We start from the raw sequence: 18,105 nt of genomic DNA, 5'->3' as shown, positions 1-18,105 counted from the left end.
CGGGCATAGGGCAAGCCTATGCGAGGTCGCGCAAAACTGTGTTGGGCAGCGTGCCCGCCGCGGCCGATATCCTCCTGCGACACCGAACGGGCGGACGCGTTCGAGGAGGGTGGCTTGAGCGAGAGCGCTCGCCGCCGGATGCGTCCGCCTCCCCAGTCGCGTCGTGGCGAGGAGACCTTCATGAACGCCCACACCAAAGCTCCCGAAGCCGCCAAGGGCGTCTTCATCGACAACCGCTGGCACGCACCGGCCAGCGGGCGCACCGTTCCGGTGGTCGCGCCGGCCGAGGGCACCGTCTTCGCCGAGATCGCCGCCGGTGGCGCGGAGGATGTCGACCGCGCGGTCAAGGCGGCGCGCAAGGCCGCCGAGGGCGGAGCCTGGGGCCGGATGTCGGCGACCGAGCGCGGCCGGCTCCTGACGAAGCTCGCCCTCGCGATCGAGGCCAACGCCGAGGACCTCGCCCGCCTCGAGGCGCGCGACACCGGCAAGCCGATGAAGCAGGCGCGGGCGGACATGGTCGCCACGGCCCGCTATTTCGAGTTCTACGGCGGCGCGGCCGACAAGGTCCACGGCGAGACGATCCCCTTCCTGCCGGGCTACTTCGTCACCACCGAGCGCGTCCCCTTCGGCGTCACCGCCCACGTCATTCCCTGGAACTACCCGGCGCAGATGTTCGGGCGCACGGTCGGCCCGGCGCTCGCGATGGGCAATGCCTGCGTCGTCAAGCCGGCAGAGGACGCCTGCCTCACCCCGCTGCGCCTTGCGGAACTCATGGCCGAGGTGGGCTTTCCCGAAGGGGCCATCGCCGTGGTGCCGGGGCTCGGCGAGGAGGCGGGGGCGGCGCTTTCCGGCCATCCCGACATCGACTTCATCTCCTTCACCGGCTCGCCCGAGGTCGGCACGCTGATCCAGACGGCGGCCGCGCGCAACCACATCGGCTGCACGCTGGAGCTCGGCGGCAAGAGCCCGCATGTCGTGTTCGGCGACGCCGACCTCGACACGGCCGCGAGCGTGATCGCCAATACCATGGTGCAGAACGCCGGGCAGACCTGCTCGGCCGGCTCGCGCGTCCTTGTCGAGAAGGCCGCCTACGAACGGGTCGTCACCGCGCTCGCCGATCGGTTCGGCAAGCTCGTCGCCGGCACGCCCGAGATGGACCGCGACCTCGGTCCGGTGATCAACGCCACGCAGAAGCAGCGCATCGAGGGCTTCTTCGCCCGTGCCGAGGACGGATCGGTCCCGGTGCTCGCCAGCGGCACGATCGCCGCTGGCGTGCCGGACGGCGGCTTCTTCGTGGCGCCGCGCATCTACGGCCCGGTGCCGCGCGGCAACGAACTGGCCAACAAGGAGGTCTTCGGCCCGGTTCTGTCCGTCCTCCCCTTCGAAGATGAGGCTGACGCCGTGCGCCTTGCCAACGGCACGGACTACGGCCTGATGGCCGCCGTCTGGTCGCACGACGGCAACCGGGCCGTTCGCGTCTCGCGCGGCATCAAGGCGGGGCAGGTCTACATCAACGCCTTCGGCGCGGGCGGCGGCATCGAGCTGCCCTTCGGCGGCATGAAAAAGTCCGGCCACGGGCGCGAGAAGGGCTTTGCGGCCCTCCACGACATCTCGACGATCCGCACCACGATCATCAAGCACGGCTGATCGCGCGCCATAGGGTGCGACGATAGCGGCTCCACAAAAGCCCTATTGGCGCGGCGCTCGACCGCCGCGCCATCTTCGGTCCGACCGGCGGCCAGACCCGCCTCGGCGCTTCGGGAGGAAACGTCGTTGATCAGCCATTTCTACATGCCGACGCGCGTCGTCGCCGGCCAGGGCTCGCTCGCCACGATCGGGACGCTCGCGCGCGATCTGACGATGAGCCGCGTCCTCGTCGTGTCCGACCCGGTGATCTCGCAGCAGCCCTTCCATACCGACGCGATCGCCGCGCTCGAGGCCGCCGGGATCACCACCGCCCGCTTCGACGACTGCGGCATCGACGCGCGCTGCTCGCATATCGACACCGAGGGCGCGCGCGTCCGGCGCGAGGGCATCGACGGGGTCGTCTGTATCGGCGGCGGGTCGGTGATGTGCACCGGCAAGGGCATCGCCATCGTCGCGACCAACCACAAGCCGATGGCCGAGTGCACCGGCGTCGGCCGGTTCGACAAGCGCGCGCTTCCGATGATCATGGTGCCGACCACGGCCGGCTCGGGCTCCGAGGTCTCGCAGTGGACGATCGTCAAGGACGAGGAGCGCCACCTGAAGCTTCTCGGCGGCGGACCGCTCAGCTTTCCGGATGCGGCGATCCTCGATCCCGTGACGCTGCGCTCGCTGCCGATGCGCGTGGCGGCCCTGCCGGCGGTCGACGCGCTGACCCATGCCGTCGAGGCCTATTTCAGCGCCATCGGCTCGCCGATCACCGACGCGCTGGCGATCGCGGCCGTGCGCCTCCAGTACGGGTCGCTGCGCGCATCGATCAATTCCGACGACGAGCGCGCTCGCGAGGACAATCTCGTCGCCTCCTGCATGGCCAACATCGCCTGCGGCAACGCCCGGCTCGGTCACGGCCACGCCCTGTCGCTGCCGCTCGAGGGCCATCTCGACCTGCCCCACCCCTACGGCGTCGGCGTTCTCCTGCCGCATGTGACGGCCTTCAACCTTGCCGTCCTGCCCCACAAGGTGAAGCCGCTCGCCGAAGCGCTGGAGGTCGAGACCGCCGGCTTGGCGCGGTCCGAGATGATCGAAGCCTGCGCGGAGGCGATCCGCTCGCTCTACCGCGACATCGGCTTCCCCGAGCATTTCACCCGCGAGCAGTTGCACGAGGATCGTGTGCGCGAGATGGCGCAGCGCGCGGTGCCCGGCCTCTATGCCGGCATCGCCGCACGCGACTTCGACCCGGCCACCGCCAACGACCACACCGTGATCGCCTGTCCCTCGGCCCGCAAGATGACGGTCGGGCAAGCCGAGGCCATCTTCCGGCGCTGCCTCGCCTGAGGCCTCGTCATCATCGAAACGCGTTCTCGGGAGGAACGTCGCCATGGACCAGCCGATCCTGCACCACTACGACCTGTCCCCGTTCGGCGAGAAGGTCCGTCTCGCCTTCGGGCTCAAGGGGTTGGCCTGGCGCTCGGTGGAGACGCCGATCTGGCCGCCGCGGCCCGACACCGTGCCGCTGACGGCCGGCTATCGCCGTTCGCCGGTGCTGCAGATCGGCGCCGACGTCTACTGTGACACGCTCCTCATCTTCCGGGAGCTCGAACGCCGCTATCCCGAACCGACGCTCTATCCCGGCGGGCAGACGGGGCTGGCCGCCATCCTGTCCTGGTGGGCCGACACGACGACCTTCATCCCCGCGGCCTCGATCGCGACCTCGATCATCGGCGACGGCGTGCCGCCCGAATTCATCGAGGACCGCATCGCCTTTATGCGGCATGACTTCTCGAAAGCCGCCTCGCTGCGCGACCTCGGCCTCAACCGCCAGCGTGTCGCCGCCCAGATGACGCATCTCGCCGACATGCTGCGCGACGGCCGCCCCTTCCTGATCGGCGACACGGTATCGGCCGCCGACCTCTCCGCCTATCACCCGCTTTGGTTCGTGCGCACCCATGCGGGCGTGGAGGCGGATCGTCTCCTGCCCTTCGATCCGGCGATCCTCGCCTGGATGGAGCGCGTCGCGGCGCTCGGCCACGGCACGCGCAGCCCGCTCGGCGCCGACGAGGCGCTGGCGATCGCGCGCGCCGCCGAACCCGTCGTCCTCGAAGGCGTCGATCTCGACGACCCGAGCGGCCTGAAGGCGGGCGACGCGGTCGCGATCCGGTCCGACGACGCCAACGATCCGATCCACGGCGTTCTCGTCACCGCCGACCGGAACGAGATCGTGATCCGCCACGAGAACGAGCGGGTCGGGCTCGTCCACGTCCACTTCCCGCGCTTCGGCTACAGCGCGGTTCCCCTCGAGGCCGCCGCCTCGCAGGCCGAGGCCGCCTGATGCGCATCCTCACCAACACGACGTCACCCTATGCCCGGATCGCCCGCATCGCGCTCGGTGAGAAGGGGTTCGACCTCTCGGGCACCGAGATCGTCAATCCGTGGAGCGACGATCCGGGCCTTCTTGCCCTGAACAGCGCGGCGCGCGTGCCGACGATCGAGACCGACGAGGGCCTGCCGATCACGGAAAGCCTGCTCGTGGTCCTCTGGCTGGAGCGCAAGGTGCCGGAGCCCTCGCTCCTGCCCGGCCCGCTGGACCGGACGATCAGCCTTGCGGGCCGCGCGATGGGCGTCGTCGACGCGATGGCCAACATCGTCACCAACCGGATGCAGGTCGACCCGAATTTCGGCGAGCACCGCGTCGGCCTCAAGCGCCGGCGCACGATCGTCGAGGGGATGCGCCAGCTGGAGAGCGATCCGCCCGACTACGAGGGCGGCACGCCCTCGATCGCGGTGATCGCGAGCGTGGTCGCGCTCGACTACCTCGCGCTGCGTTTTCCCGGCGAACCCTGGGTCGAGGCCTATCCGCGGCTCGAAGACCTGCGCGCCCGGGTCGCCGACCGCCCCGCCTTCGCGGCGACCGTACCCAGCCTTTGACATCACAGAGCCGTCTCGGGAGGACGACACATGGCGACGCCGGAAGAGAACAAGCAACTGGCCAGGGACTACTTCAAGGCGTTCCAGGCCCATGACGAGGCCTGGTGGGCCGCCCACATCGCCGACGACTTCGTGCGCCACGACCCCGGCCTGCCCTTCGAGGTGCGCGGGATCGAGGGGGTGCGCAAGCTCGCAGACGTCCTCAACCCCGGCATTCCCGACATGAAGCTGCCCATCAGCCACGCCATCGCCGAGGGCGACCTCGTGCTCATCCACCTGCGCGTGCAGGGCACGCATGGCGGCGAGCTGATGGGACTGGAGCCGACCGGCAAGCCGATCGACATCGGGGTCATGGACCTCTTCCGCTTCCAGGGCGACAAGCTCGTCGAGCACTGGGCGCTGCTCGACAATCTCGGGCTCCTGAAGCAGCTCGGCGTCTCGTCGATCTGACGGCGACGCCACCCGCCGGGTCAGGCGCGGATGCGCCACCCCGTGCGGAAGATCCACCAGATCCCGGCGACGCACAGGACCATGAAGCCGAGCGTCGCCGCCAGACTCCAGCCGACGCCGACGTCGGACGTGCCGTAGAAGCTCCAGCGGAAGCCGCTGACGAGATAGACGACCGGGTTGAACAGCGTCACCGTCTGCCAAACCGGCGGCAGCATCGAGATCGAGTAGAAGCTGCCGCCGAGGAAGGTCAGCGGCGTGACGATCAGGAGCGGCACGATCTGCAGCTTCTCGAACCCTTCCGCCCAGATGCCGATGATGAAGCCGAGAAGGCTGAAGGTCACCGCCGTCAGCATCAGGAAGGCCAGCATGAAGCCGGGATGCTCGATCCGGAGCGGAACGAAGAGCGCGGCCGTGGCGAGGATGATTAGCCCGAGGATCACCGACTTCGTCGCCGCCGCGCCGACATAGGCGATGGTGATCTCGATCGCCGAGACCGGCGCCGACAGGATCTCGTAGATCGTGCCCGTGAACTTCGGGAAGTAGATGCCGAACGAGGCGTTGGAGATGCTCTGCGTCAGAAGCGAGAGCATGATGAGGCCCGGCACGATGAAGGCGCCGTAGGAGACGCCCTCGATCGCGTCCATGCGCGAGCCGATGGCAGAGCCGAACACCACGAAGTAGAGCGAGGTCGAGATCACCGGCGCGACGATGCTCTGGAGGAGCGTGCGCCAGGCGCGCGCCATCTCGAAGAGGTAGATCGAGCGGATCGCATGGAGGTTCATGGGCGGGCCTCCACCAGGCTGACGAAGATGTCTTCCAGCGTGCTCTGGCGCGTCGTCACGTCGCGCAGGCGCACGCCCGCCGCCGACAGGTCCTCCAGAAGCCGGCTGATGCCCGGCCGCTCCGACTGGCTGTCGTAGACGTAGGTGAGTTCCGTCCCCTCGCCCGACAGCGAGAGATCGTAGGCGGCGAGCGCCGGGGGAACGGCGGCGAGCGGCGCCTGCAGCGTCAGCACCATCTCCTTGCGGCCGAGCTTTCGCATCAGCGCGGTCTTCTCCTCGACGAGGACGATGCGCCCGCCCCGGATCACGCCGATCCGGTCGGCCATCTCCTCGGCCTCCTCGATGTAGTGCGTCGTCAGGATCACGGTGACGCCCCCGTCGCGCAGGCCCCGCACCACCTGCCACATGTCCTGGCGCAGGCGTACGTCGACGCCTGCCGTCGGCTCGTCGAGGAAGAGGACGCGCGGCTCGTGGCTCAGCGCCTTGGCGATCAGGACGCGCCGCTTCATGCCGCCCGACAGGGTCATGATCTTGGCATCGCGCTTGTCCCAGAGCGACAGCTGGCGCAGCACCTTCTCGATATGGGCGGGATCGGGCGCGAGGCCGAAAAGGCCGCGGCTGAAGCTCACCGTCGCCCACACCGTCTCGAACGCGTCGGTGGTCAGCTCCTGCGGCACGAGGCCGATCAGCGAACGCGTTCGCCGGTAGTCGCGCACGATGTCGTGGCCGCCGACCCGGACCACGCCCTCGCCGGGGTTCACGATGCCGCAGATGATGCTGATCAGCGTCGTCTTGCCGGCGCCGTTGGGGCCGAGCAGCGCGAAGATCTCGCCGGGCTCGATCGACAGGTTGATGTCGTCGAGCACCTTGGCGCCCGAGCGATAGGATTTCGAGAGATGGCGGACCAAGAGGATGGGCTCGCGCGCCGCACCCGGCGGCACGCCGGCCTCGGTCGCGGACAGGGAATTGGGCATGGGGCCTCCGTCCGGCGCGTCGGCGCCGATCGCAGGCACAATTCGGGCGCCTTGCGATTTGGACAAGCCCCGGCACGACCGCGGAGGGGTCAGGCGAAGCGCGTCGCGCCGCTGTCTGGTGCCATCATTCGTCTGAGAAAACGGTGGTACGGTTGAGTGGGTTCGAACCACCGACCTTCGGAGCCACAATCCGACGCTCTAACCAGCTGAGCTACAACCGCATACCGATGGGCCCGCAATAGAAAACTTTTGCGGCAAAGGCAAGCCTCGGGCGCGCGATCGGCGCCCGAGGCGATCTCATGTCAGAAATTGTCCTGGCCGGTGGCCTTCTGGGCGGCGTCGCGGCTCGGGCGGATGACGTCCTGCGCGACGTTCTGCGACAACGACTGCATTTCCTTCGCCTGATCGGCGAAGAGTTCCATCTGGCGGCGCATGAAGCTCGTCTGCAGTTCCACGAACTCGGCCATCGACTTGGCGGAGGCGAGCTTCTCGAAATGCTGGAAGTTCATCTCGGCCTGCGCCCGCATGCCCTCGATGGCGCGCTTGGTGAGATTCAGCGAGCCCGAGTGCGCGTTCTCGACGGTCGCTTCCAGCGTCTGCGTCGCCTGGTCGGCGGCCGACTTCATCCGCGCATAGGCTTCCTTCGACTGCTCGATCGACGTCTGCGTCATCGTGCGGAAGGCCTCGCCCATCTTCGACGGGTCGATGCCCATGGCGGCCTGGGCGCGCTTGGCGTTGTCGAAGGCGTCGCGCGCCGGATCGCCGGAGTTGAAGTTCTCGGTATCGGACATGACGGCATTCTCCTCGACCGGATGATGGCGGATCCACAATCCGCAAACGACAAACTAGGGGCGTGCGCGGGGCTCGAACAGGGCCGGCACGGCATTCACACAGCCATGTTAACCCTGCCCCGGCTTTCAGGTGCGGCGGCGGCCGTCGGTTCTGGATTTGATCTCACGCTGGCCTTATTAACGAAGCAGTAACCGATCGACCGCCCGCAGGAGCGCAAGGCCATTCCGTCCGCCCTCGACATCATGTCGCTGAAGTCCGTCCGCGCGGCCGCGCAGACCGGTTCGGCCGTGGCCGTGCTGGATGCCGGGCTGTCGCAAATCCTCTGGATGAATGCGGCCGGCCGACGGCTGCTGGGGCAGGCCGAGACGCCGGATGCCGACGCCATGCGCCAGGTTCGCTCGGCGCGCGAGGCCTTCGCGGGCAAGGGCCGCACCCAGCTTCTCCTGCGCCCGCCCGAAGCCAGCGGCCTCGGCAAGGCGCTCTTGGCGCGGCTCGAGGCGATCTCGGCCGGGGGCGCCCATCTGGCGCTCCTGTCCGTGAAGCTCGGCCTTGATGCGGCCCCCACGCCCGGGGAACAGGCGCGCGAATTCCTGCGGGACGCGGGGCTGACCGAGGCCCTGGCCTGCGTCGTCGGACCGACCGGAATGCTGGCGGCGACCGATCGCCTGCCGGAGGACGAGCACTCGCTTCTGGCGATCCAGGGACAGGAGTTCCTGCAGGCCGACGAGGACCGCCTCGTGGTCGAGGACGAGGCCGGCGCCCTGTCGTTCACCCGCGTCGGCAGCGGGCTGGTGCTGATCCACATCGACATGCCGACCGAGGCCGGGGGCGCTGCCGGGGATCAGGGCACGCCGGACGACACCGAGACGGTCGCCACGCCGGCCGAGGACGAACCGCCGGCCGAGGCGGAAGCCGAGGCGCCCGCCTCCGCCGAACCGGCCCTCGACGCGGATGACGATGCGCGCGAAGCCGTCGTTCCGCTACTGGCCGAAGCCGAGGCAAGCGCTCCGGCCGACATGCTCGACCTTCCCGACGAGATGCCCGAGCCGGCCCCGGCCGCCCTGTCCGCCGAGCCCTTCCGCGCCGTCCTCGACGCCGAGCCCGTTCGCTTCGTCTGGCAGACCGACGCCGAGACCTGCTTCTCGCAGCTGTCGCCGGAGTTCGCCGCGATCGTCGGCCCGCGCGCGGCGGACGTGATCGGCCGGCCCTTCGCCGATGTCGCGCGCGTCTTCGGCTTCGACGAGACCGGCGAGATCGAGCGCCTCCTGCAGCGGCGCGACACGTGGTCGGGCCGCACGATCCTGTGGCCGATCGAGGGCACCGACCGCCGCGCGCCGATCGATCTCGCGGGGCTGCCGCTCTACAGCCGCGATCGCGAGTTCCTCGGCTTCCGCGGCTTCGGCGTGGTGCGGCCGTCCGAGCACGAGAGCGATCCGGCGGCGATCGGCCTCGCGCTCGCGCTCCCCGAGCGCAGCGCCCGCATCGACGTCGCCTCGGCGAGCGCACCCGCGGGCGACGACGCGCCGGAGGCGCAAGCCGCAGCGGCCTTCGGACGCCGCACGGCGCCCCCGATGATGGGCGTCGAGACGGTCGCCGAGCGCCGCCGCCGTGAGGCTAATCTCTCGAATGCCGAGGTCGCGGCCTTCAAGGCGATCGGGGCGAAGCTCGGCCTTCGCGCGCACGAGGCTCTGGCCGACGCGCAGGCGCCCCTCGCCGCGCCGGTCGAGACCGCGGCCTCCGACGCCGCGCCGGACGACGGCTCGACGCTGCTCCTGCCGGTGCAGGAACTCGAGGACATGCTCGACGCCCTGCCGCTGGCCGTCCTCGTGCAGATGCAGGAGCGGCTGATCTTCGCCAACCGGCGCTTCTTCACGCTGACGCGCTACGACGACCTCGACGCGCTGGAAGCGGCCGGCGGCCTCGATCACCTCGTGCAGACGTCGGGCTCCGGCTTCGAGGACGAGACGGCGCTGATCCAGTGCGCCGACGGCTCGTTCGAGCGCGCGCGCCTGCATCTTCAGCGCATCAGCGTCGCCGGGCGCTCCTGCCTTCTCATGTCCTTCCCGCCGGCCGAGGCCGAGCCGGAGGAGGACATGACGCCGATCCTTCTCGACCTGCAGGGCGAGGTGGAGGAACTCCAGGCCGTTCTCGACACGGCCACCGACGGCATCCTCCTCCTCGACGAGGGCGAGCGGCTGCGCAAGATGAACGGTGCCGCCGAGGCGCTGTTCGGTCTTCGCCCCGAGTCCTACGTCGGCCTGCCGCTGCAGGAGCTTCTGGCGCCCGACAGCCGCCGCGTCCTCACCGACTACATCGGCACCCTGCGCGACAATGGGCTCGCCGCGATCCTCAACGACGGGCGCGAGGTCGAGGCGCGGGTTGCGGGCGGCGACCGCACGATCCCGCTCTTCATGACCCTCGGCCGCCTCAGCCAGGGCCGCGGCTGGTGCGTGGTGATCCGCGACATCGCGCAGTGGAAGAGCGCCGAATCCGATCTGATCGAGGCGCGCCGCCTCGCCGAGGACGCCAGCCTCCACAAGAGCCGCTTCCTCGCCAATATCAGCCACGAGCTGCGAACGCCCTTGAACGCCATCATCGGCTTTGCCGACGTCATGGCCTCGGAATGCTTCGGCCCGATCGGCCACGAGCGCTATCTCGAGTATCTCGGCGACATCAAGCGCTCGGGCCACCACGTGCTCGATCTCGTCAACGACCTCCTCGACATCTCCAAGATCGAGGCCGGCAAGGTCGACCTCGCCTTCGAGGCGGTGTCGCTCAACGAGGTGGTCGCCGAGGTCGTGTCGCTGATGCAGCCGCAGGCCAACCGCGAGCGCGTCATCGTCCGCTCGGTGCTGCCCGCGAGCGTGCCGAGCGTCGTCGCCGACCGGCGCTCGGTGCGCCAGATCGCCCTGAACCTCATTGCCAACGCCGTGCGCTTCACGCCGGCCGGCGGCCAGATCGTCGCCTCGACCCATTACGGGTCGTCCGGCGAGGTGGCGCTGCGCTTCCGCGATTCGGGGATCGGCATGACCGAGCGCGAGATCGAGATCGCGCTGACCCCGTTCCAGCAGGTGAATGCCGGGCGCGACGAACGCGGCGAAGGCACAGGCCTCGGCCTGCCGCTGACGAAGGCGATGGCCGAGGCGAACCGGGCGCAGTTCTCCATCGCCTCGACACCCGGCGAGGGAACGTTGGTCGAGATCGTCTTCCCCGCGCAGCGGGTTCTGGCGGACTGACGCACAATCCTTCGCAAGCATTATCGTCTGAACGTTGCTTCTAGAACGATTCCAATGTGGCAGTTGAACGGAACGTTACTGCCGTTTCTACTTGATTCCGTTTGCCGACTGGGGCATCCGAAACCGGACTGCGAGACACAAGTTTTGCGGACCGCCCGGCGGGGCCGTTTTGGTGCCGCCGTCCCCTTCTGCGACCGGCGCCCGGCGTCGGCGATGCCACGAGGACCCGATATGACCAAGCTTCTTTCGAGCCGAGCCGCCTTCGGACTGGGCGTCTGCGCCCTCGCTCTGTCCGCGCCGGCCGTGGCGCAGGCGGCCGACGTCAACATCTACTCCTCGCGCCAGCCGGCGCTGATCCAGCCGCTGCTCGACGCCTTCACCAAGGAGACCGGCCTCACCACGGCGACGATCTTCATCGAGAAGGGTCTCGAGGAGCGCATCAAGGCGGAGGGCGCCAACTCGCCGGCCGACGTCGTGCTGACGGTCGACATCGGCCGCCTCGACGCCACCAAGCAGGCCGGCGTGCTGCAGCCGCTCGAGGACGCGGTGATCGAGAAGGACATTCCGGCGGAATTTCGCGATGCGGGCAAGGAATGGTCGGGCGTCACCTCGCGCGCCCGCGTCGTCTACGCCTCGAAGGAGCGCGTCGGCGACGAGGCGATCACCTACGAGAGCCTTGCCGACCCGAAGTGGAAGGGCAAGATCTGCATCCGCTCGGGCCAGCACCAGTACAACGTCGCGCTGATCGCGGCCTATCTCGCCCATCACGGCGAGGAGGCGACGCGGACCTGGCTGACGGGCCTGCGCGACAACCTCGCCTCGGCGCCCGAGGGCGGCGACCGCGACCAAGCGCGCAACATCGCGGCCGGCCAGTGCGACATCGCCATCGGCAACACCTATTACGTCGGCCTGATGCAGAACAACGAGAAGGAGCCGGAGCAGAAGGAGTGGGCGAACGCCATCAAGGTGATCCTGCCGACCTTCGAGAACGGCGGCACCCACGTCAACATCTCCGGCATGGGCCTCGCCAAGAACGCTCCGAACCGCGACAACGCGGTGAAGTTCATGGAATTCCTCACGACCGACGAGGCCCAGCGCATCTACGCCGAGGTGAACTACGAGTACCCGCTGAAGCCGGGCGTCGCCCTGTCGGAGACGGTGAAGAGCTTCGGCACGCTGAAGCCGGACACGCTGTCGCTGAGCGACATCGCGGCCAACCGCGCCAAGGCCTCGGAGCTCGTCGACGAGGTCGGCTTCGACAACGGCCCGAAGTCCTGACCCCTCCTCTTGCAGGGATGATGGCGCTGGCGGCCGGAAAGGCCGCCCGCGCCGACGCGTGGACACACGAGGGACGGCTTTGAGCGAATTGCGGTTGGGCAGCGCGGGCGTCGTGCCGGCGCGGCGGGCGAGCGTCGGCTCGGAGCGCTTGTTCCTGGCCGCGGCGCTTGCCGTCGGGCTCCTCGTCGCGCTTCCCGTCCTGTCGCTCGCGGCGATCGCGCTCACCGGCGGCACCGCGAACTGGTCGCACCTCGCCCGCACCGTCCTGCCGCGCGCCACCGGCACGACGCTGGCGCTGATGGCGGGCGTCGGCCTTGCGACCGCCGTCGTCGGCACGCTCACCGCCTGGCTGGTCACGAGCTTCCGCTTCCCCGGCCAGCGCGTCTTCGCCTGGGCGCTGGTGCTGCCGCTCGCCGTACCGACCTATATCGCGGCCTACTGCTTCAACGAACTCCTGCATTATGTCGGGCCGGTCCAGTCCGGCCTCCGGGCGCTGTTCGGCTGGACGATGCGCTCCGACTACTGGTTTCCCGACATCCGTTCGGCCGGCGGCGCCGTCCTCGTCCTGTCGAGCGTCCTCTACCCTTATGTCTTCCTGACGGTCCGGCTCGTCTTCCTGATGCAGGGTCGCAAGGCGGCCGACGTCGCGCGCACGCTCGGCGCGGGTCGCCTGCGCATCCTCGCCACCGTGCTCCTGCCGATGGCGCGCCCCGCGATCGCGGTCGGCGTCGCGCTGGTCCTCATGGAGACCGTCAACGACATCGGCGCGGTCGAATTCCTCGGCGTCCAGACGCTGACCTTCGCGGTCTATGCGACCTGGCTCAACCGGGGCGATCTCGCCGGCGCGACGCAGATCGCGCTCCTAATGCTCGCCTTCATCCTCCTTCTCCTCTGGATCGAGCGCTTCGCGCGGCGGCGCCAGCGATTCACTGCGGGGCGGTCCGACACCGTGCGCGCCGGCGCCGAGCGGCTCGGCGGCTGGAAGGGCTGGGCGGCCGCCGCGGCCTGCCTCCTGCCGATCGCCTCGGGCTTCGGCGTGCCGCTCGCCATCCTCGGCGGATACGCCGTCCGGCGGCCGGAGGACTTCGCCGATCCGCAGCTCTGGCGCGCGCTCCGGCACACGATCGTCGTTGCCGGTTCGACCGCACTCCTGACGGTCGCGATCGGCTTTCTCGTCGCCTACGGCATTCGCCTCACCAACGCCCGGCCGCTCCGCGTCCTGTCGCGGCTGGCCGCCTTCGGCTATGCGGTGCCGGGCACGATCCTCGCCATGGGCATCCTCGTGCCCTTCGCCGCCTTCGACAACGCGCTGGACGCCGCCCTTCGCGCTTCGCTTGGGGTGTCGACCGGGCTTCTCCTGTCCGGCTCAGGCTTTGCAATCGTCTTCGCCTGCACGGCGCGCTTCATGGCGATGGGCCACGGCTCGCTCGACAACGGCTTCGCGCGCCTGTCGCCGCATCTCGACATGGCCTCGCGCGCGCTCGGTCACGGACCGGGCGGCACGCTGCGGCGGGTTCTCCTGCCGCTCATGCGCCCGGCCCTCCTCACCGCCATGCTTCTCGTCTTCGTGGAAGCCGCCAAGGAGCTTTCGGCGACGATCCTGCTTCGTCCCTTCGACTTCGACACGCTCGCCACCTTCGTCTACGCGCAGGCCTCGCGCGCCGCCTTCGAAGATGGCGCGATCGCCAGCCTTCTGATCGTCGCGACCGGCATCCTCCCCGTCGTCGTCCTCACCCGAAGCCTCGCGCGGGACGGCCGACCGCGCGCCGACTGACAAGGTTCGGGCAAGCCGGGCGCGCCGACGCCTTGGCTCCGGCACAATTCGGTGCGACACAGGCAGTGATCCGACGGACCGTTGTCCGGCCGACCGCCCGATTCCGCCATTCGAAAGGCCCTTCTTGACCTCAGCGCGCGATCCGTCACCTCGTGTCCCGACGGATGCGAGCCCGCGCCGACGCGGGGTCAGGCGCTCGCTGGCGATCGGCGGCGCGGTGGCGCTGGTGCTGGGCGGCGGCCTCGCCGCGGCCTTCTCGACCTTCCCCCTCACCCTGCCCGCGGCGCAGGCCGAAATCGAGGCCCGGCTCGGCCGGCTGGTCGGCGCGCCGGTCTCGGTGGCGGGCACGGCGGAATTCTCGCTCCTTCCACGTCCGAGCGTGATCCTTTCCGACGTGCGTGCCGTCACCACGGCGGACGGCGCAGCGCTGCAGCTCGACGTCGACCGGCTGGAAGCCGACTTCAACCTCCTCGACGCCCTGGCCGGGCGCGCCGAGATCCGCCGGGTGACGATGGTCCGGCCGGAACTCGGCCCCGCCGATCCCGCAGCGCTCAGTCCCCCTGTCCCGACCGCGGCCGCAACCCCGCCGGACGCGACCGTGCCCGCGCCGGCGGCGCCCGCCGGCGGGCGCGAGGCGATGCGGGCCCGGCTCGCACGGTTCCAGGGCGTCAACGAACTGCGGCTGCGCGACGGGCTGGTCCGCCTGCCGGGAATGGACAGTCCCGTGTCCAGCGCCGACATCGACTTCCGCTGGAACGGCGACGGCGCGCCTGCCAACCTGTCCGGCTCCTTCGTCTGGAACGGCCAGCCGGCCAAGGTCCAGGGGCAGCTGGACCGTCCCGTCCCCTTCTTCGACGGCGAGACGAGCCCGCTCCGGCTCGTCCTGTCCGGCCCTTCCGGCGAGGTCAGCTTCTCGGGCGAGGGCTCCGGCCGGACGCCGCTGCAGCTGTCCGGTCTCGTGCGCCTGGCGACCCCCTCCCTGTCGCGGGCGGCGCGCTGGCTCGGCGAACCGTCGGTGCCCGATCTCGGCGCGCTCGCCTTGGAAACGCGGATCGAGCTGTCGGGCGAGCGGCTGAACTTCGGCGCGGTCCAGCTCGACCTCGGCGGCAACCAGGCGCGTGGCGCGCTGGAGGCCGATCTGTCGGGCACGGCGGGACGGCGCTCGCTGTCGGGAACCCTCGCGTTTTCCGATCTCGACCTCGGGCGTGCGTTCCAGGCGATCGCCCCGATCCCGCGCAACGTTCTCGATCTCCAGCGGCCGATGCGCTTCGCGCTCGGGCGCGACCTCGACATCGATCTCCGCCTGTCGGCCGAACGCGCCCAGCTCGGCCCCGTGGCGGCGAGCGAGCTTGCAGCCGCCATCAAGGTGGTCGGCGGGGCCGGCACGCTCGACATCGGCGACATGGCGGCGCTCGGTGGGCGCGGCGGCTTGCGCCTGCGCTTCGCCTCGACCAACGGGCATCCGAGCGTCGACGCCAGCCTCCGCCTCTCGGCCGTCAGCATGACCGAACTCGACGCCCTGTCCGGCGTGCCGCTGCCGGTGTCGGCCGGGTCGGGCGATCTCGATGTCTCGTTCCGCGGCCCCGCCGCCAGTTGGGGCGACCTTCTGGCCAACGGGCGCTCGACCCTGTCGCTCCGCGTCTCGGACGGGCGGATGCGCGGCTTTGCCAACGAGCTGATGCGCGCGTCTGGCCGGCACGAGATCGAAGCCGGCGCAGCGTCGGCGGCGCAGGGCTTCCAGTCGCTCACCGCTTCGCTCGAAGGGTTCGGCACGCGCATGCGCCTCGACGCCCTGTCGATGACGACGACCGCGGGCAAGAGCGAGGCGCGCGGCGTCCTCGACGCCTACACGCGGCGCCTGAACCTCTTCGGCACGACGCAATCCTCGGTGGTCGAAGCGTCGGGCGCGGGGGGCGCGTTCACCTCCTCTCAACCCATTCCGTTTACGATCCAGGGAGAATGGCCCCGCCCGGTCATGACCGTGGACGCGCCCAAGGCGCCGATCTGAATCCGGCGGGCGGGGTGCCACCCTTGCCCGGGAGCCGGACGCCCATGGCCACGACGACCCACCGCCGCACCGCTGCGGTCCGCTCGCTGTTCCTCGCCCTCGCCGCCACGGCCGCCGTCGCGGGAAGCCCGGCCGCCGCCTCGTCGGTTATCGTCGTCGGCGCCGCCGGGACGACAGAAGGCCAGGCCGCGACGGTCGCCACGATGACGAAGCGCGCCTCGCCCGCCGCCTGCGCCGACGCCTTCCACGCCCGCTTCGGCGCCATCCGCGAGCGCGAGTTCGCGGCCCTGAAGGTTGCGGCCGGTGCCGATGTCGGTGCGTCGGATGCCGCGCTTCCCGGCGTTCTGATCTTCCCCCCCGCCGGCCGGTCGCAGCCGGGCGGCAATGCCGCGGCGCTGCGCACGGCGGCCGATCTCGCCAAGGCGCGGGGCCGCACCGTCGGTCCGCTCGACGCCAACGCGCGCTGGATTGCCGCGCGCATCCGCGAGGATCTCGGCGACTTCCTGTCCCAGAAGGAAACGCCGTTCCTTTGCAGCGGCATCGACGCCTATCTCACGACGCTGCGGGCGCAGGCCGCGCGCATCGGCCAGTCGCCCGACCGGCTCGCAGCCCTCGTGGAGACCCAGCGCGAGGCGGCTCGCGTCAGCCTCGACGCCGCGCGCACGGCGCTCCGCCCGGCGCCCCTCCCCCGGTTCGCGCCGGACGACCGGCCGGGCGAGGCGCTGGTCGCCAGCAACCTGCGCTCCAGCGTCGGCTTCCAGGCGAGCGACGTCTACGGCCCCGTGATGCGCGTGGCGACGCGCCAGGACGTCGGCGTGTCGGAAGGCAGCTCCGATCCCGACCTGCCGCCGATGAAGCCGAGCGAAGCGCTGGCCAGCGAAAGCGATATCGCGCGGGTGATCCGCGACCTGTCGAGCCGTGCCGAAACCGCAGGCGTCCTCGGCGGCCTCGCGGTCGCCGGCACGGACCCGATGCAGACCGGTGCGATCCCGGCGCCGGGGCCGAGCGCGTCGGATGTCCGGCCTTCGCTCACGCTTCTCGTCGAGCTTCGCCAGCGTCTGGTCCAGCCGTCCGCCGACCCGCTGCAGCGCGCCGACGTCGTGCGCGCCCTCTCCGACCTCGAGGCGCTCGACTACCTGATGGCGGCGGCCGCGGCGCCCTCCCACCCGCTGCCGGCGGCGCTGGAAGCCACCTTCTCGGCGATCGAGACGGCGCACGCGGACAGCTGCGGCTGCAAGGGCTGATCAGGCCCCGGCGGCGAGCCGCTCGTCGCGCTGCCGCCGAACCTCCTGGCGCTTCGTCAGCAGCGAGGCGATCACGACGCCGACCGCCACCACCGCGATCAGGATGGTCGAGATCGCGTTGATCTCGGGCGTCACGCCGAGGCGCACCTGGCTGTAGATGCGCATCGGCAGCGTCGTCGCGCCCGGCCCCGAGGTGAAACTCGCGATCACGAGGTCGTCGAGCGACAGGGTGAAGGCCAGCATCCAGCCGGCGGCGACCGCCGGCCAGATCACCGGCAGGGTGACGAGGAAGAACGCCTTCCACGGCGGGCAGCCGAGGTCCTGGGCCGCCTCCTCCAGCGACAGGTCGAACGACACCAGCCGTGACTGCACCACCACCGCCACGAAGCACATGGTCAGCGTCGTGTGGGCGATCGTCACCGTCCAGAAGCCGCGGTCGAAGTCGATCGCGACGAACAGGAGGAGGAGCGACAGGCCGGTGATCACCTCGGGCATCACGAGCGGCGCGAACACCATGCCGGAGAACAGGAGCCGCCCGCGGAAGCGCTTGTGGCGCACGAGCGCGAGCGCGGCGAGCGTGCCGAGGATCGTCGCCAGCGTCGCCGAGACGATGCCGACCCGGAGCGTCACGAAGGCGGCGTCGAGGAACAGGCGGTTTCCGGCGAGCGCCGCGTACCAGCGCGTCGAGAACCCGCCCCAGACGGTGACGAGCTGCGAGGCGTTGAACGAGTAGACGACGAGAAGCAGGATCGGCAGGTAGAGGAAGGCGAAGCCCAGCACCAGCGACACGACGTTGAAGAGCGAGAGCCCGCGCCGCATCAGTTCACCCTCGCCTGAACGCGCTGGAACAGCATGATCGGGATCACGAGGACGAGGAGCAGCAGCACCGCCACCGCCGAGGCCACCGGCCAGTCGCGGTTGGTGAAGAACTCGTCCCAGAGCGTCTTGCCGATCATCAGCGTCTGCGAGCCGCCGAGAAGATCGGGGATCACGAACTC

14 protein-coding genes, 1 tRNA gene and 1 pseudogene are annotated in these 18,105 nt (G+C 70.2%); 10 read left to right on the top strand and 6 right to left on the bottom strand.

Features of this window, described 5'->3' with window-relative positions:
• The first annotated feature begins 180 nt into the window (after positions 1–180).
• From QZ753_RS02905 to QZ753_RS02885, 5 genes are all read left to right on the top strand, one after another.
• Positions 181–1,647 (top strand): aldehyde dehydrogenase family protein, encoded by a 1,467-nt coding sequence (locus QZ753_RS02905; protein ID WP_294641144.1) that lies wholly within the window; start codon positions 181–183, stop codon positions 1,645–1,647.
• Positions 1,648–1,773: 126 nt separating this feature from the next.
• Positions 1,774–2,979, top strand: coding sequence for an iron-containing alcohol dehydrogenase (locus QZ753_RS02900; protein ID WP_294641051.1), 1,206 nt, complete (start codon positions 1,774–1,776; stop codon positions 2,977–2,979).
• Positions 2,980–3,022: 43 nt separating this feature from the next.
• Positions 3,023–3,973, top strand: coding sequence for a glutathione S-transferase family protein (locus QZ753_RS02895; RefSeq protein WP_294641050.1), 951 nt, complete (start codon positions 3,023–3,025; stop codon positions 3,971–3,973).
• Complete coding sequence (locus QZ753_RS02890; RefSeq protein WP_294641049.1) at positions 3,973–4,569, top strand: glutathione S-transferase family protein; 597 nt, start codon at positions 3,973–3,975, stop codon at positions 4,567–4,569. Before QZ753_RS02895 ends, QZ753_RS02890 begins: the two co-directional genes overlap by 1 nt.
• 30 nt (positions 4,570–4,599) lie before the next feature.
• The gene (locus QZ753_RS02885; protein WP_294641048.1) at positions 4,600–5,019 is read left to right on the top strand and encodes an ester cyclase; all 420 of its coding nucleotides are present in this window, start codon (positions 4,600–4,602) and stop codon (positions 5,017–5,019) included.
• A 20-nt stretch (positions 5,020–5,039) separates the two neighbouring features.
• On the opposite strand, the gene QZ753_RS02880 is transcribed toward QZ753_RS02885, so the two are convergent.
• From QZ753_RS02880 to QZ753_RS02865, 4 genes are all read right to left on the bottom strand, one after another.
• Positions 5,040–5,801, bottom strand: coding sequence for an ABC transporter permease (locus tag QZ753_RS02880; protein WP_294641046.1), 762 nt, complete (start codon positions 5,799–5,801; stop codon positions 5,040–5,042).
• Positions 5,798–6,775, bottom strand: coding sequence for an ABC transporter ATP-binding protein (locus QZ753_RS02875; protein ID WP_294641044.1), 978 nt, complete (start codon positions 6,773–6,775; stop codon positions 5,798–5,800). The genes QZ753_RS02880 and QZ753_RS02875 overlap by 4 nt, the downstream gene beginning before the upstream one ends.
• A gap of 144 nt (positions 6,776–6,919) precedes the next feature.
• Positions 6,920–6,996, bottom strand: a tRNA-His gene (locus tag QZ753_RS02870).
• A gap of 81 nt (positions 6,997–7,077) precedes the next feature.
• Complete coding sequence (locus QZ753_RS02865; RefSeq protein ID WP_294641042.1) at positions 7,078–7,566, bottom strand: phasin family protein; 489 nt, start codon at positions 7,564–7,566, stop codon at positions 7,078–7,080.
• Between the two features lie 243 nt (positions 7,567–7,809).
• On the opposite strand from QZ753_RS02865, the gene QZ753_RS02860 reads away from it, so the two are divergent.
• From QZ753_RS02860 to QZ753_RS02840, 5 genes are all read left to right on the top strand, one after another.
• A complete protein-coding gene (locus QZ753_RS02860; RefSeq protein WP_294641040.1) occupies positions 7,810–10,803 on the top strand; it encodes a PAS domain-containing protein in 2,994 nt (997 codons plus the stop codon).
• Positions 10,804–11,034: 231 nt separating this feature from the next.
• On the top strand, positions 11,035–12,081 hold the full coding sequence (locus QZ753_RS02855; protein ID WP_294641038.1) for a Fe(3+) ABC transporter substrate-binding protein: 1,047 nt from the start codon (positions 11,035–11,037) through the stop codon (positions 12,079–12,081).
• Between the two features lie 79 nt (positions 12,082–12,160).
• Positions 12,161–13,855 (top strand): iron ABC transporter permease, encoded by a 1,695-nt coding sequence (locus tag QZ753_RS02850; protein WP_294641036.1) that lies wholly within the window; start codon positions 12,161–12,163, stop codon positions 13,853–13,855.
• A gap of 124 nt (positions 13,856–13,979) precedes the next feature.
• Positions 13,980–15,863, top strand: coding sequence for an AsmA-like C-terminal region-containing protein (locus tag QZ753_RS02845; RefSeq protein WP_294641034.1), 1,884 nt, complete (start codon positions 13,980–13,982; stop codon positions 15,861–15,863).
• Between the two features lie 44 nt (positions 15,864–15,907).
• Entirely contained in the window at positions 15,908–17,107 is a 1,200-nt protein-coding gene (locus QZ753_RS02840; RefSeq protein WP_294641032.1) for a hypothetical protein, read from the top strand.
• Here QZ753_RS02840 and QZ753_RS02835 read toward each other — a convergent pair whose 3' ends face one another.
• Positions 17,108–17,926 carry an ABC transporter permease gene (locus QZ753_RS02835; protein ID WP_294641030.1) on the bottom strand — a complete coding sequence of 273 codons (819 nt, stop codon included), beginning with the start codon at positions 17,924–17,926 and terminating at the stop codon, positions 17,108–17,110.
• Positions 17,926–18,105, bottom strand: a pseudogene (locus QZ753_RS02830) (putrescine/spermidine ABC transporter permease); the annotation flags it as partial. The pseudogene QZ753_RS02830 and the gene QZ753_RS02835, both read right to left, overlap by 1 nt.

Origin of the sequence: uncultured Aureimonas sp. (genome assembly GCF_913775355.1) — a bacterium.
In the GTDB taxonomy this organism is placed as follows: domain Bacteria; phylum Pseudomonadota; class Alphaproteobacteria; order Rhizobiales; family Rhizobiaceae; genus Aureimonas.
The sequence above is the reverse complement of the archived record's forward strand: the minus strand, read 5'-3'. Positions and strand labels throughout refer to the sequence as shown.

Coding starts and splice junctions, on each gene's coding strand:
- QZ753_RS02860 (WP_294641040.1), top strand. CDS start 7,810: ATGTCGCTGAAGTCCGTCCGCGCGGCCGCGCAGACCGGTTCGGCCGTG.
- QZ753_RS02905 (WP_294641144.1), top strand. CDS start 181: ATGAACGCCCACACCAAAGCTCCCGAAGCCGCCAAGGGCGTCTTCATC.
- QZ753_RS02855 (WP_294641038.1), top strand. CDS start 11,035: ATGACCAAGCTTCTTTCGAGCCGAGCCGCCTTCGGACTGGGCGTCTGC.
- QZ753_RS02865 (WP_294641042.1), bottom strand. CDS start 7,566: ATGTCCGATACCGAGAACTTCAACTCCGGCGATCCGGCGCGCGACGCC.
- QZ753_RS02840 (WP_294641032.1), top strand. CDS start 15,908: ATGGCCACGACGACCCACCGCCGCACCGCTGCGGTCCGCTCGCTGTTC.
- QZ753_RS02885 (WP_294641048.1), top strand. CDS start 4,600: ATGGCGACGCCGGAAGAGAACAAGCAACTGGCCAGGGACTACTTCAAG.
- QZ753_RS02890 (WP_294641049.1), top strand. CDS start 3,973: ATGCGCATCCTCACCAACACGACGTCACCCTATGCCCGGATCGCCCGC.
- QZ753_RS02895 (WP_294641050.1), top strand. CDS start 3,023: ATGGACCAGCCGATCCTGCACCACTACGACCTGTCCCCGTTCGGCGAG.
- QZ753_RS02875 (WP_294641044.1), bottom strand. CDS start 6,775: ATGCCCAATTCCCTGTCCGCGACCGAGGCCGGCGTGCCGCCGGGTGCG.
- QZ753_RS02835 (WP_294641030.1), bottom strand. CDS start 17,926: ATGCGGCGCGGGCTCTCGCTCTTCAACGTCGTGTCGCTGGTGCTGGGC.
- QZ753_RS02880 (WP_294641046.1), bottom strand. CDS start 5,801: ATGAACCTCCATGCGATCCGCTCGATCTACCTCTTCGAGATGGCGCGC.